The organism is Nitrospiraceae bacterium, from assembly GCA_019637075.1.
Classification (GTDB): Bacteria; Nitrospirota; Nitrospiria; order Nitrospirales; family Nitrospiraceae; genus JAHBWI01.
In genome coordinates, this window is record JAHBWI010000009.1 from 22337 (window position 1) to 35965 (window position 13629).

Annotated in this window: 11 protein-coding genes; 2 read left to right on the forward strand and 9 right to left on the reverse strand. The window is 61.4% G+C overall.

What is annotated here, in order from left to right; all coding sequences use genetic code 11:
- Positions 1-3 precede the first annotated feature (3 nt).
- From KF814_17910 to KF814_17950, 9 genes are all read right to left on the reverse strand, one after another.
- Positions 4-663 carry a riboflavin synthase gene (locus KF814_17910; GenBank protein MBX3238025.1) on the reverse strand — a complete coding sequence of 220 codons (660 nt, stop codon included), beginning with the start codon at positions 661-663 and terminating at the stop codon, positions 4-6.
- 275 nt (positions 664-938) lie between these two features.
- Positions 939-2114, reverse strand: a complete 1176-nt coding sequence (locus KF814_17915; protein MBX3238026.1) for an MFS transporter — start codon at positions 2112-2114, stop codon at positions 939-941.
- Positions 2111-2839 carry a hypothetical protein gene (locus KF814_17920; protein ID MBX3238027.1) on the reverse strand — a complete coding sequence of 243 codons (729 nt, stop codon included), beginning with the start codon at positions 2837-2839 and terminating at the stop codon, positions 2111-2113. Before KF814_17920 ends, KF814_17915 begins: the two co-directional genes overlap by 4 nt.
- An 83-nt stretch (positions 2840-2922) precedes the next feature.
- Positions 2923-4224 (reverse strand): hypothetical protein, encoded by a 1302-nt coding sequence (locus KF814_17925; GenBank protein ID MBX3238028.1) that lies wholly within the window; start codon positions 4222-4224, stop codon positions 2923-2925.
- Positions 4225-4243: 19 nt separating this feature from the next.
- Positions 4244-5341: a bifunctional diaminohydroxyphosphoribosylaminopyrimidine deaminase/5-amino-6-(5-phosphoribosylamino)uracil reductase RibD gene (gene ribD, locus KF814_17930; protein ID MBX3238029.1), complete on the reverse strand. Its 1098-nt coding sequence runs from the start codon at positions 5339-5341 to the stop codon at positions 4244-4246.
- Between the two features lie 26 nt (positions 5342-5367).
- Positions 5368-8193: a pyruvate, phosphate dikinase gene (gene ppdK / locus KF814_17935; protein MBX3238030.1), complete on the reverse strand. Its 2826-nt coding sequence runs from the start codon at positions 8191-8193 to the stop codon at positions 5368-5370.
- Between the two features lie 25 nt (positions 8194-8218).
- Positions 8219-8737 (reverse strand): hypothetical protein, encoded by a 519-nt coding sequence (locus KF814_17940; protein ID MBX3238031.1) that lies wholly within the window; start codon positions 8735-8737, stop codon positions 8219-8221.
- Positions 8738-8751: 14 nt separating this feature from the next.
- Positions 8752-10926: a glycine--tRNA ligase subunit beta gene (glyS, locus tag KF814_17945; GenBank protein MBX3238032.1), complete on the reverse strand. Its 2175-nt coding sequence runs from the start codon at positions 10924-10926 to the stop codon at positions 8752-8754.
- Positions 10927-10943: 17 nt separating this feature from the next.
- On the reverse strand, positions 10944-11855 hold the full coding sequence (locus KF814_17950) for a glycine--tRNA ligase subunit alpha (protein MBX3238033.1): 912 nt from the start codon (positions 11853-11855) through the stop codon (positions 10944-10946).
- Between the two features lie 263 nt (positions 11856-12118).
- Between KF814_17950 and KF814_17955 the strand changes: the two genes are divergently transcribed.
- The gene (locus KF814_17955; GenBank protein MBX3238034.1) at positions 12119-12583 is read left to right on the forward strand and encodes an Rrf2 family transcriptional regulator; all 465 of its coding nucleotides are present in this window, start codon (positions 12119-12121) and stop codon (positions 12581-12583) included.
- Complete coding sequence (locus tag KF814_17960) at positions 12561-13622, forward strand: sulfate ABC transporter substrate-binding protein (protein ID MBX3238035.1); 1062 nt, start codon at positions 12561-12563, stop codon at positions 13620-13622. The genes KF814_17955 and KF814_17960 overlap by 23 nt, the downstream gene beginning before the upstream one ends.
- Positions 13623-13629 lie beyond the last annotated feature (7 nt).

The window sequence follows — 13629 nt, forward strand, 5'->3', positions numbered from 1 at the left end:
CGCCTACGACAGCAGGCCGCGCTTGCGCAGGTAATCGCGATCGATGGTAGGGGCCGGTTTGGACGGCAGGATGCCGCGTTCTTGCAGGAGCCGCTCGACGAACTTGCCGATGAGATCCGGTTCGAGATTCACCTGATCCCCTACTTGCTTGAGGCCAAGCGTGGTGACCTTGGCCGTGTGCGGGATGATGCAGACCGTGAAGGTCCGTTCCCCGATCTCGTTGATCGTCAGGCTGATGCCGTCCACCGTGATCGATCCCTTCGGCACGCAGTAGCGCAAGAGCTCCGGCTGCGCCTCGAACTCTAAAATCACGGCGTTGCCGTCTTGATGGCGGTTGCGGATCGCGCCCACGCCGTCGACGTGGCCCGATACCAAGTGGCCACCGATCCGTTCGTTCAATTTCATCGCGCGTTCGAGGTTGACGGGAGATCCAGCGGTGAGTGTGCCGAGCGTCGTCACCTGAAGCGTTTCGGGCGAGACGTCGACGGAGAAATCCTTCTCGCTCTTTGTGACGACCGTGAGGCAGGTGCCGTTCACGCTGACGCTGGCGCCGATGGTCATATCTTCCAGCACCGTCGAGGCCATGATGGTCAAACGGGTCCCACCCAACCCCTTGGTCAGGTTGGCGACAACCCCCATTTCTTCAACGATGCCGCTAAACATGGTTAGGCCCGGTTCCTGGTTTTAACCAGGTATACGCAAAAGGCGATCAAGCCCATCGCTCCCACCGCGGCGATCGTTTTCTGCACGTTTTCCAGAAACTCGGTATCCATCGCGCTATTCTTCCTTTGGAAAGACTTGGCGGTACACCCACACGAAGACGTACATGAGCCCCACCACGCCGATGCTCGCCAGTACGCCGATGATAATGTCTGAGGCTTCGTACGTCCCATTCATAACTCTGTCCTGATCAGCTCGAACGCGGCGGCATTATAGCACTATCGGGCCCTGTTCCTCATCGTGGCCCAGAAGGAGACGGCCGCCAGCAGCTGAATCCCCGCGATGGCGACAAAGGCTTCCTGGTAGCTCAGGCGGGCTATCAGGATTCCCGCCAGCAGGGGGCCGCTCGCGTGTCCGATATCCATAATCGTGCCCTGCATCCCCATCCCCGCTCCCAGCCGTTTGAATTCGGAACTGTCCGCCACCAGCGCGGCAGAGGATGAGGAGACGACGGCTTCCCCGAACCCAAACCCAGCCGAGAGGAACAGCATCAGGCCGAAGCGGCTCATGTGCGGCATGCTCACGAAGGTGGCGGCGCAGATGAGCAGGCCGATCAGAATCAGCGGCTGTCGGCCGACTCGGTCGGAGATGCGGCCCATGATGGGTTTTGAAAAGAATGACGTAACGGCCTGGATACTGAACAGCAGGCCGACCTCGCCGGCATTCAGGCCGACCGACAGTCCATAGAGGGGCAGAAAGGCCATGAGCGCGCCGTTGGCGATCATCTTGGCCGCGTCGGTGGAACTCGTGATCAAGACGCGATGGTTCCGGGCGACGGCTGAGAAGCCCTTGGCCATCTCGGTCAGGACCGGCCGAAATCCTCGTTCCCGCACGCGCGGGGGAGGCTCGTCCAGATGCAGGCTGAAGAAGATCAGGATTGCGATGCACCCGAAGATGCCGGCGGTGACGAATGCGGCGGAAAACCCGGCTTCATGCGCCAGCCATCCCCCGAGAAACGGCCCCAGCAGCGAGCCGGACTGGGTGCAGGCCGTATACGTTCCCATCGCCGCACCGCGTCGTTCCCGGTACAGATCCGCGACGGTGGCGAGGGCGCTCGGCGCAAAAATCGCCGTCGCCAATCCGTGGAAAAATCGCAGTCCCGTCAGAACGTCGAGGTCCGTGACGAAAGGATAGGCAAACGGCGGCAACCCGAAGGCCAGGACGCCGACACGCAACAGCACTTTCCGGCCGTAAATGTCGGAGAGCGCGCCGGACGGTAGTTTCAGTAGAACTCCGGTGATCGTGGAGACGGAGACGATGAGGCCGATTCGCTCGGGGCCTGCGCCGAGCGACTCGGCGAACAGCGAAAGCACCGGCATACGAACGAGGTTGTAGCTGATAAAACAAAACACGCCGAGCGTGCAGAGGAAGAAGAAGCTGCGGGAGGCTGTCATCGAGGTGCGGCCATAGGTTCGGATACCTGGGCCGGATTGTGCAGGTTTGCGAGCGCGCTTTTCAAGAAGGCGACGTCTTGCTCCTCCAACGGCGGAGGATCGGTGGCTTCGAACCAGACTCGTTGCGGGTCCTGCCGGATCGCTTCGCCGAGCCGCTGGGCCGCGGCGAATCCCTTGAGGATTTGTCTCGTGATCACCTTGCCCGCCAGGGGACGCACGAGGGACAGGAGGCCCGACAGCAGCCGGTTGTCCAACTTCGTATACGCGATCATGAGGGTTTCCATCTCTTCACGTCCATCGGTGCTCTTCACCGGTTTCATTCGAAGCAGGACGAGAGCCTTTCCCGTGACGGCAGGGAGAAACGTGCCATCATGCCGTCCTTCGACGTAATAGACACGGGTGACGGGATCCCGGTGAAGAAGCTGGAGGGTGCCTTCAGTGCCCTCCCCGTCGCTGGCCCAATAGCGATCACCATCGACTCGCGCGGCCTTGTGCAGACCCAAATCCAGACGGTTGACCAGGGCTGCTGCCATGACCGGATGGTCCAGCAAGTAGTCGTACAGAAATTGTGGAAGCGGCGTGCGCAGCGGGCCGATCTTGTTCGCCGTGCTGTAGTTTTCCACGATGGGGAGGAGCAGGCAGGCATGGGAGGGATCGAGATCGGGCAGATAGAAGGTCACCCCGGCGTGAAGCGACGGCAGCCGGCACGCGGTCTCCTCCGCCATGGACGGCTCTCCCGCCGTCGCCAGCCAGAGTCCGGCGGCAAGGCAGCTGGTTCGTATGGCGGCGGCGTGATAGGAGCCACGGGTCATGGTGTTGGTGCGGGAACCGAGAGCGACAGCTGCGCTGCGAATAGTTGCCCCGGATCGTGCCGTATCCTGGCCTGTTTCAATAAGGTCTCAACGGACGGCGTGACGATTCCGAAATCAGTGGTATGACCGTTTGCCACGACGATGACGGGTTTGGAAAAGTCGATCAGATCCTGATTGAGGAACAGGGTGAATTGGCGGACATGGTCCGTACGGACTTCAATCCGGTTCGCCTCCGTGACCTGTGCCGTCAGGCGAGCGTAGATGCGGCGGCGAATGGCGTCATCGCGTTTGTCCACCAGGTCCTCGGAGAACGACGCGATCTCGTCGGTCGCGTCGATACGCACCCAGCTGAACGGCAGCAAACGGCTGGCCTCGCGCACGACGGTCACGGCTTTAGGGGTTGCGACTCGGCGCTGACCATCGAACCAACCGACCAGATCAGGCAGTTCCTCTCGGGGAAAGAAATGGCCTCCGGCCATGGGGTGTGTGCGATCATGTTCGCGGTACACGAAGGGGTAATTCAGGTTTTTCAATTCCGCCGCGAGCTTCCGGCTCAGGTCGACCGGCATGACCTGGTCATGTTTTCCATGGATGATATAGGTCGGTGTCGAACGGAGGTTCTCGAGAAAGGGAAAGACGACATCATCGATGCCGCTGGCCATCGGTGCGAGTCCTGCGAACAGCGGCGCATGGTGCATGCCGATCAGCCAGGTTCCAATTCCACCGTTCGACATGCCGCTGAGGAAGATGCGGTCGGAGTCGATGTGGTAACGCTGGCGGACCGTATCGATTACCGCGAGGACCAGATCTTCCGCCTTCCGTGTAAACCAGGCTCCGGCCGGATAGGTTGGACAGGCCAGGATATAGCGCTCGCCGAGCCTCGGTTGCCATCGCTCGAGATATGCTTCGCCGGTGAACCCTGCGCCGTGGAGGCAGAGGATGAGCGGGTAGCTATTCGACGGCTGGTAGCTCTGCGGGACGTACAGGCTGTATTGGAATCGTTGGCCGCGCACCGTGAGCTGTTGATCGGGAAAGCTGCCGCCCGGCTGTACCGCATAGGCAGGACCCCGGCGCAGGATCTGCTGCACGGCGTCGACGGTGGCATCGGGCCGTTGGAGCAGTGCCGTGAGTTCAGTGCGAGCCTGTTCGCCGTTTTCGTTGTAGAGGTATTGCCACACCGCCGCCGCCAAATCCTGCGTTGGGGAGAACTCCGCGGCGTGTGAGAAAAGAGCGCACGACATGACGAGGCACCAGCAGCATGCCACTACCCGCATGACGGCGGGATGCAAGTCCACCATAGAGTCTCCTACCGGGTTGTCAGTGGGTGGAAAGATCGGCTGTGATCAGAATATCACGACCCAGCGGCGCCGTGCGGAGATTCTGAACGGAGAGAGCCTGTGCGAGATGGGCCGGCGATGTGCCACCGAGGACGCCTGTGGCGTCCCGGCCGCCGAGGAGGAGCGGCGCGACATAGAAGTGAATGCGCTGTGCGAGTCCGGCTCGCAGGACGGCGGCGTTGATGTCGCCGCCGCCTTCGATCAGCAGATGAGTAATGCCGAGTTGTCCGAGTCTGGTCCAGAGGGCGGCCAAGTCCACCCGTCTCTTGCGCGTGGGCAGGATGAGGACGTCGATCCCTTGCCGTCGAAGCCGATCACGTTTTCGCGTCGACGAGGCGGAGGTGGTTGCGACCAGCGTATGGGATTCCGCCTGTCTCTGGAGGACTTTCGCGCCAAGCGGAATCCGCAATCTGCTGTCGACGACAATTCGAAGAGGCTGCCGCAATGCGCGCGGCGCGTCGGAGACAGGAGGTCTCGCCGTCAACGAGGGATCGTCGTGTAGAACCGTGCCGATCCCGACGAGGATCGCGTCGACTTCGGCTCGAAGTCGATGGGCATGGCCTCTCGCCTCGTCGCCGGTGATCCAGCGAGACTCTCCGGCAGCCGTCGCAATTTTCCCGTCGAGCGTCATTCCGGCTTTTAGGGTGGTAAAGGGCCGGCCGGTTCGCACCCAATGGATGTAGGTTTCGTTGAGTTGTCCGGCCTCGGCCTGGCCGCAGCCGACTTCCACCGAGAGCCCCGCCCGTTTCAATTGGGCGATCCCCCTCCCCTTCACTTTGGGATTGGGATCGACCATGGCAATGACGATGCGGCGTACGCCGGACTTGACGACGAGGGGCACACAGGGAGGCGTGCGCTTTTTGAGGTGGCTGCAGGGTTCGAGGGTGACGTAGAGGGTGCCGCCCTTGGCGCGGGATCCGGCTTGGCTCAGGGCGATGACTTCCGCATGGGGACCGCCGACTTTTCGGTGAGCCCCTTGGCCGACGATTCGGCCTCGGTTGACGACCACCGCCCCGACCATCGGGTTTGGGCTAGTTGAGCCCCGGCCCCTCTCAGCAAGACGAAGGGCCAGGGTCATATAACGCCGGTCGGCCGGTGACTGACTCACCGTTTCGTACGCTTTGTCCTGGACTTGGTGCGGGCCGCGGGTTTGGCCGCCTTCGCGGCTTTCTTCGGTTTCGCGGCCTTCTTGGCTTTCGCAGTCTTCTTCGCCGGGCTCGCTTTCTTCATGTCTTCCTCCGCAATGGCGGCTTGCGCTGCGGCTAATCGGGCGATGGCTACACGATAGGGGGAACAGCTCACATAGTCGAGGCCGAGCTGATGGCAGAACTCGACCGAGCTGGGATCGCCGCCGTGTTCTCCGCAAATGCCGAGCTTGATGTCGTTGCGCGTTTTCCGGCCCGCCGCAATCGCCGTCCGCATCAACGACCCGACGCCTTCCCGGTCCAGGACTGCGAACGGGTCGGTTTCGAGGATATTGACCGTCTTATAGTAATCGACGAACTTGGCGGCGTCGTCGCGGCTGAAGCCGAACGTCGTCTGTGTCAAATCGTTCGTGCCGAACGAGAAAAACTCCGCTTCCTCGGCGATGCGGTCCGCGGTCACGGCAGCGCGCGGCAACTCGATCATGGTGCCGACGAGGTACGAGAGCTTCGTGTTGTAGCGCTTCATGGTCTCGGCCGCCACCTCGCGAACCAAGTCCTTCTGCGCCTTCATTTCCGATACCATCCCGACGAGCGGGATCATGATTTCGGGAACGATCTTCTTGCCTTCCTTCGCCAACTCGCAGGCCGCTTCGATGATGGCGCGCGCCTGCATGCGGGTGATCTCCGGCATCGTAATGCCCAAGCGGCAGCCGCGTAGGCCGAGCATCGGATTGAACTCGTGCAATTCTTCGACGCGGGCCAAGAGCCGCTTCTTTTCTTCGAGTACCGACGACTCGCCGCCGGTCAGTTCGAGCTGGGCGATCTCGACCATCAAATCTTCCCGCTTCGGCAGGAATTCGTGGAGCGGCGGATCGAGCAGCCGGATCGTGACGGGGTACCCTTTCATCTCGCGGTAGAGCCCCATGAAGTCCTGCTTCTGGAGCGGCAGGAGCTGGTCGAGATACTTTTCCCGCTCTTCCCGCTGCTTGGCCAGAATCATCTTCTGCATGATCGGGATACGGTCTTCCGCGAAGAACATGTGCTCGGTACGGCAGAGACCGATGCCCTCGGCGCCGAAGCCGCGCGCAATCCGTGCCTGGTCCGGGACATCCGCGTTGGCCCGCACCTTGAGGTGGCGCACGTCGTCGGCCCACTTCAGGACGGTTTCAAACAGTTGGTACTTCTCCGACTTGGATGCATCGAGCTTCCCCTGCAGTACCTGGATCACTTCCGATTCGACGACGGGAATGTCCCCGCCGTAGACGTTGCCGGTGGACCCGTTGATCGAAAGGTAGTCGCCTTCACGGAAGGTCTGGGTGCCGATACGGACGGTCTGGGCATCCAGCACTTCGACGGCATCGCAGCCCGCCACGCACACCTTGCCCATTTGCCTGGCGACCACCGCCGCGTGGGACGTCATGCCGCCGCGGGCCGTCAGGAATCCGAGCGCCGCGTTCATGCCGTGGATGTCGTCCGGACTGGTTTCCTGCCGAACCAGCACCACCCGCGCACCGCCTGCCTTCATCTCGACCGCGCGATCGGGCGTCAAGGCGATTTTGCCGGCCGCGGCTCCGGGTCCCGCCGGGAGGCCCTTGCCGAGCGCCGTGCATTGCGATTCGTGTTTGCTGTCGAAAATCGGATAAAGGTATTGCGCCAACTGATCCGGTCCGATGCGTTGGATCGCTTCCTTCTTGCTGATGACGCCTTCCTTAACCATGTCGACGGCGATGCGGACGGCCGCGATGCCGGTGCGTTTGCCTACCCGCGTCTGCAGCATGTACAGCTTGCCTTCCTGGATGGTGAACTCCAGGTCGAGCATGTCGCGGTAGTGACGCTCCAAGCGCTTATAGGTGTTTTCGAATTCCTTGTAGGCTTGCGGGACGAACTTCTCCAATTGCGCCACGGGCAGCGGCGTGCGGATGCCGGCCACGACGTCTTCGCCCTGCGCGTTCATCAGACATTCGCCGAACAATTTCCTCTGACCGGAGGCCGGATCGCGAGTGAACGCCACGCCGGTGCCGCTGGTCTCGCCCATATTGCCGAATACCATCGCCACGACGTTGACCGCCGTGCCCCAGGAATCCGGGATGCTGTAGAGCCGTCGGTAGGTGACCGCGCGGGCTCCGTACCAGGAGGAGAACACCGCGTTGATCGCCATGCGGAGCTGATCGAGGGGATCATCGGGGAAATCCCGCTTGGTTTCTTCCTTCACCAGTTCCTTGAAGCTGACGACGAGTTCCCTCAGCGCCTTGGCGTCGAGATGGGTGTCCTGCGTGACTCCGAGATCCTGTTTCTTGTGCTTGAGGATGTCTTCGAAGTGCTCGCGGCTCACACCCATGACGATGCTACCGAACATGCCGATGAAGCGGCGATAGCTGTCCTGAGCAAAACGCTCGTTGCGGGTCTTGGCGGCCAACCCCTCGACGGTCTTGGTGGTCAAGCCGACGTTGAGGACCGTGTCCATCATGCCGGGCATGGAGGCGCGGGCGCCGGATCGCACGGAGACGAGCAGGGGATTCTTCGGATCGCCGAAGCCTGCGTTCATGGAACGTTCGATGCGCTTGAGGGCCTGGAGAGCTTGGTCCATCATGGCGGGCGGATAGGCCTTGCCGCGGTTGTAGTACTCCACGCAGGCCTCCGTCGAAATCGTAAACCCCGGCGGCACCGAGACCTTGAGATTCGTCATCTCGGCCAGTCCTGCGCCCTTGCCGCCGAGCAGCTCTTTCATGTTGCCGGTGCCTTCGGCTTTTCCATCTCCAAAGTAATAGACGTATTTCTTGGCCACGCGACGCTCTCCTTCTGCTATGAGGTCAATGAGTCGGAACCGAATGGCGGGCGGCGGCTTCCAGTCGCATGCGATAGCGGTTAACGACGTGGCTGGTCACGCGCATGCCGCTCAAGATGATGGCCGCGACGAACGCGACAACCGCGAACAACCGGTAGTCCACGAACGGCCCGTAGTCGAAATAAAACCTACCGTCGGCTCCTTGCTTGATCTGCGCGTCTTTTTCGAATGTATGGGTCTTGCCGGTGGAGTCGGAGAGGTTGATCCACTCCGAACAGAATTGCACCGGGTTTTGGGCGCCAGGGATGTTGCGGTAAGCCAGGCGCAGGCAGATGTCGTGTGCGGAGTCATAGATATCCGGGGTACGGACCAGTCGTTCGAAGTTGACACCGGTAACCCAAATACCGAACAGGAAGACGGCGTTGCAGACCACCATCAGCATGATGCTGACCGCGGAGGCGAACCGCCGAATTTTCTTGTTCCTTAGCTCGGCGGCCTCGTCGGCTGCCGCCGATTCGAGAATGGTCGTGGGAGTGCGGTCCACAGGCCCTCCATTCGCTATGTCCCTTGTACCATAATCTGGGAGAAATCAGCGAATGACATGAACAAATCGTCCACGGCCTTGAGCAGGGAGAGCCGGTTACTCCGCACAGCCGGATCGTCGGTGTTTACCATCACGGCGTTGAAGAAGTCGTCGATGGGGGCTTTCAGGCGAACGAGCGCATCGAGCGCGCCGGCGTAGTCTCCGCGGTCCATGGACGAACGGAACTGCTCGGTGCCCTGCCCCAGGGCTTGCGCCAGCGCGGACTCGGCCGCCTGTTGAAACTTCGTATGGTCCACGGGCCGGCGGTCCCATTGTTCCTTTTCCGTCAGGCGATGCGCCCGCTTGAACCCGACGATCAATGGATCGAATTCCGCCCTGGTCGTGATCGCCTGCAGGGCCGACATCTTTTCGAACAGATCCACGAGATCGATCCGTTGCCGGTCCGCCGAACGGAGCACCGCCTCCATCACGTCGTCCCGTAACTGTTGGGCGCTCTTGCCGTAATACCGGACACGCTCGAACAGGAAGCCCACCGTGTCAGGCGCCCCACCCTTCCCGCCGGAGGCGGCGGGCGCGACCGATTGCTTCGCCAATTGCTCTTGGGCCAGGCCAATCACCTGAGCCAGGTCCAGCCTGAGCTTGCTTTCGATCAGGATCCGCACGATTGCGGTGGCGTGACGGCGGAGAGCAAAGGGATCCTCTGAGCCGCTGGGTACCAGGCCCACGTAGAAGAAGGCCGTCACCGTATCGAAGCGATCGGCTAACGATAAGACCTTTCCGGCCAGTGATTCCGGCAGATCCCCTTCCATCGCGCGGGGCATATATTGCTCGCGGATCGCTTGGCTGACGGCAGGTCGCTCGCCATCGTGCGCGGCATATTCTCCGCCCATAATACCCTGCAACGTCGGAAACTCCCCGACGATTCCGGTGAGGAGGTCGGTCTTGCAGAGTTCCGCCGCCCGGTGCGCATCCTCGACCAACGCTCCACCGCCGAGGCTTTCTGCGATGGCAGCGGCCAGGGCTACCACGCGCGTGGTTTTTTGCCGTAAGCTGCCCAACTTTTGCTGGAACGTGACGGCCTGTTGTTTGTCCACCCGGGCGGACAGCGGCTGTTTGCGGTCTTCATCGAAAAAGAAGCGCGCATCGGCGAGTCTTGCAGCCAGCACCCGCTCGTTCCCCTCTCGGATAAGTTGCATGTTGGACAGCTTCATGTTGGTGACGGCCAGGAAGTTCGGCAAGAGCCCGCCCTTCTGGTCGATCAAGGCAAAGAATCCCTGATGTTCCTTCATGGAGGTCATCAGGATTTCTTTGGGCAGCGACAGGTAGTGCGGTTTGAAGGATCCGAGAATCGAATGCGGATACTCGACCATGTAGACCGCCTGCTCGATCAACTCCTCGTCGTGATGCAGGCTCCCTCGGCCTGATTTCGCCAGGGCCGCAAGCTGCGCCAGGATCATCTCCCGCCGTCGTGCTTGATCGACGATGACGCCGTGCCGTTCCGTGTCCTTAAGGTATTGCGCAATCGAGGTCACGGAGAACCCGCGCCCCTTGGCGGCGGCGGGACTCATGATGCGATGGCCGTACGTTTGATTGCCGGCTTTGATCGAGGCGAACGTGATCGGAAGGATCTTGCCTCCGCACAGGACGACGAGCCAACGGATCGGCCGTGCGAAACGCAGTCCGGTCTCATTCCAATGCATGGCCTTCGGGAACGACAATTTGGCCAGCAGCGCCGGCACGAGCTGGGTCAGTACCGTGGCGACGGCCTGTCCCCTTTCCTGTTTGACGGCGAAAACATATTCTCCTTTCGGAGTCGCCCGAATCTGCAGGTCCTGCACTGCCACGCCCTGGCCTGTCGCAAACCCGATCGCAGCTTTGGTCGGCTGTCCGTCCGGGCCGAAGGCGACGGCTTTCGAGGGGCCCATGGCTTCCTTCACTGCCGAGGCCTGTTGTGTCGCGAGGCCGTCAATGAGCAGGGCCAGACGCCGAGGAGTGCCGAGGGCGCGAGCCGTACCGTAGGACAGGCGATGGTCGATCAGCATGGCTTCCGCCGATTGCTGCAGCGCGTTCAGCGCCGGCGCGACGAACTGGTAGGGCAACTCCTCCGTTCCGATCTCGAGCAGCAGTTCCGTGGTGGCGGCAGTCTTGCGTGGCGGTGCGGATCTACGGGCTGTCGGCTTCCGTGCCATGGTGAATTGATTTCCGGTTAGCGCCGAGAGGTCGACCGGGCCGAAGATTTCGCGGCGCCGGGTGTCTTGATCAGCGGATGTCCCATCGCTTCACGATCGGCCAGGTAACCTTCGGCGCAACGGCGCGCGAGGGCCCGGACGCGGGCGATATACGCGGTGCGCTCGGTCACGCTGATGGCGCCCCGGGCATCCAGCAAGTTGAACATGTGAGAGGTCTTGATGCAGTAGTCGTAGGCCGGCAGCGTGAGTTGTTTATCCAGCAGCCGCTTGCATTCCGCCTCAAAGGATTGAAACGTCGCCATCAGCATGGCCACGTCGCCTTCCTCGAAGTTGTAGCGCGAAAACTCTACCTCCGTCCGGTGGTGCACGTCGCCATAGGTCACCCCGTTCGTCCAGGTCAGGTCGAAGACGTTGTCGACCTGTTGGAGGTACATGGCGATGCGTTCGGTGCCATAGGTGATTTCGCCGGTGATCGGGTTGAGCGGTATGCCGCCGATTTCCTGGAAGTACGTGAACTGAGTGATTTCCATCCCGTCGAGCCGGACTTCCCAGCCCAGGCCCCAGGCGCCGAGCGTCGGAGACTCCCAGTCGTCCTGCACGAAACGGATATCGTGCCGCTTGGGATCGATACCCAATTCTTTCAAGCTGTCGAGATAGAGCTGTTGAATATCCGCCGGAGCCGGCTTCAGCACGACTTGGTACTGATAGTAATGCTGCATGCGGTTCGGATTTTCGCCGTACCGTCCGTCGGTCGGCCTGCGGCAGGCCTGCGGATAGGCGGAACGCCAGGGTTCCGGACCCAGCGAGCGCAAGAAGGTGGCGGGGTGAAAGGTCCCGGCCCCCATCTCAAGGTCATAGGGCTGGTGAATGACACAGCCGCGGTCTGCCCAGAATCGGTTGAGTGTGAGGATGAGGTCTTGGAAGGTCACCGAGTGTCCATGTCGTGGAAGGCGTCAGGCCGTGCCGTGCATCGGCAGGGCTGAAGCTAGCAAGAATCCTCACGGGGTGTCAAGAAAGTGGCCGTCCGATTTCAAGGGCTTGCACGAGCGATCCTGCAACGTCGGTCTGTCTATACGAGCCCGATATGGCGGTTGAACGGTGCGTTCTTGCCTTGAACCGAACCGCAAAATTGGAGTATTGTCCGCATTGTTGATTAACTCACTAGAGAACCGGTGTCCGCGAACATCACCGCATGAAATTTTCCAAAAAGAGCGAATACGGGCTTCGCGCGTTGCTGGAACTGTATGACACCTATGGTGGACGTGTCCTGCAGCGACAGGAGATCGCCGAACGGCAAAACATCCCTGTCGAATTCCTGGAACAGATTCTCCTGGCGCTCAAGCGAGCGGGTCTGTTGGCAAGCCGTCGCGGCCTCAGGGGAGGCTATCAGCTCATCAAGCCGCCGGATGAAATTACTCTGGGACAGGTCATTCGCATCCTCGACGGGCCGTTGGCCCCCATCGCCTGTGTCAGCAAGACCGCGTATCAGAAATGTGCCGACTGCCCCTACTCCCAGAAAGACTTCTGTCCCCTGCAACATGCGATGGGCGAAGTGCGAGACGCGATTGCCGATATTCTCGATCATTACACGTTGAGCCAGTTTGCTCATCCTAACGGAAAGAAGGAGAGACCGCATGCGCGCACAGATCGGACGTAGCCTCACCGCCTGCTCGGTTTTGCTCCTTGCCCTCTTCTCGCTGTCGCTCTCTGATCGCAGCGCGGACGCGGCCGAGACGAGGGAGCTGATCTTGGCCGCCTACAGCGTGCCGAAGGAAGCTTACGAACGGTTGATCATCCCCGCGTTTCAACGGTCGTGGAAACAGAAGACCGGACAGGATATCAAGGTGCGCAGCTCCTACGGCGCCTCGGGTGCACAGGCTCGCGCAATCCTCGGCGGCTTCGATGCCGACGTCGCGGTGCTGTCGCTCGAAGGCGACGTGGATCAAATCGCCAAGGGCGGACTGATTACGCACGATTGGAGAAAGGGCCTGCACGGCGGCATGATCTCCGCGTCGGTCGTGGCGCTGGGCGTGCGGAAAGGCAATCCCAAGGGCGTGAAGGGGTGGGAAGACTTGGCGAAGCCCGGCGTCGAGGTGCTCTACCCGAATCCGAAAACCTCCGGCGGGGCGATGTGGGACGTGATCGCGATCTACGGCGCGGGGTTGAAGCTTGCCGAACAGCGCACGGCGGGAAAACCGCTGGCGCCCGGTGCCGCCGATGCGCATGCCGTGGATCTGTTGAAAGGCATTCAAAAGAACGTGCGCGTCATGGACAAGAGCGGCCGTGAATCGGTGACGACCTTCGAGCGCGGCGTGGGCGACGTGATCATCACCTATGAAAACGAACTGCTGCCCCGCGTGAAGAGCCAGCGGCCCTATGAAATCATCGTTCCGAATGAAACGGTCTGGATCGAGAATCCGGCGGCGGTCGTAGACCGCTATGCGGATCGTCACAAAGTGCGGGACCTGGCAGAGGCTTTCGTGGCGTTCCTCCATGGCCCGGAAGCTCAGGCTGCCTTCTTGGAGTTAGGTTTCCGCCCGTTGGACAGGAACGACGCGAAACAAGCGACCTCCTTCCCCCAACCGGCGCGGCTCTTCACCGTGTCCGAGCTCGGGGGCTGGGATCAGATCAGCAACAAGTTATTCGGCACGACCGGCGTCTGGACGAAGGTCGTCGAGGATTTGGCTCGCCGGTGAACGAGGT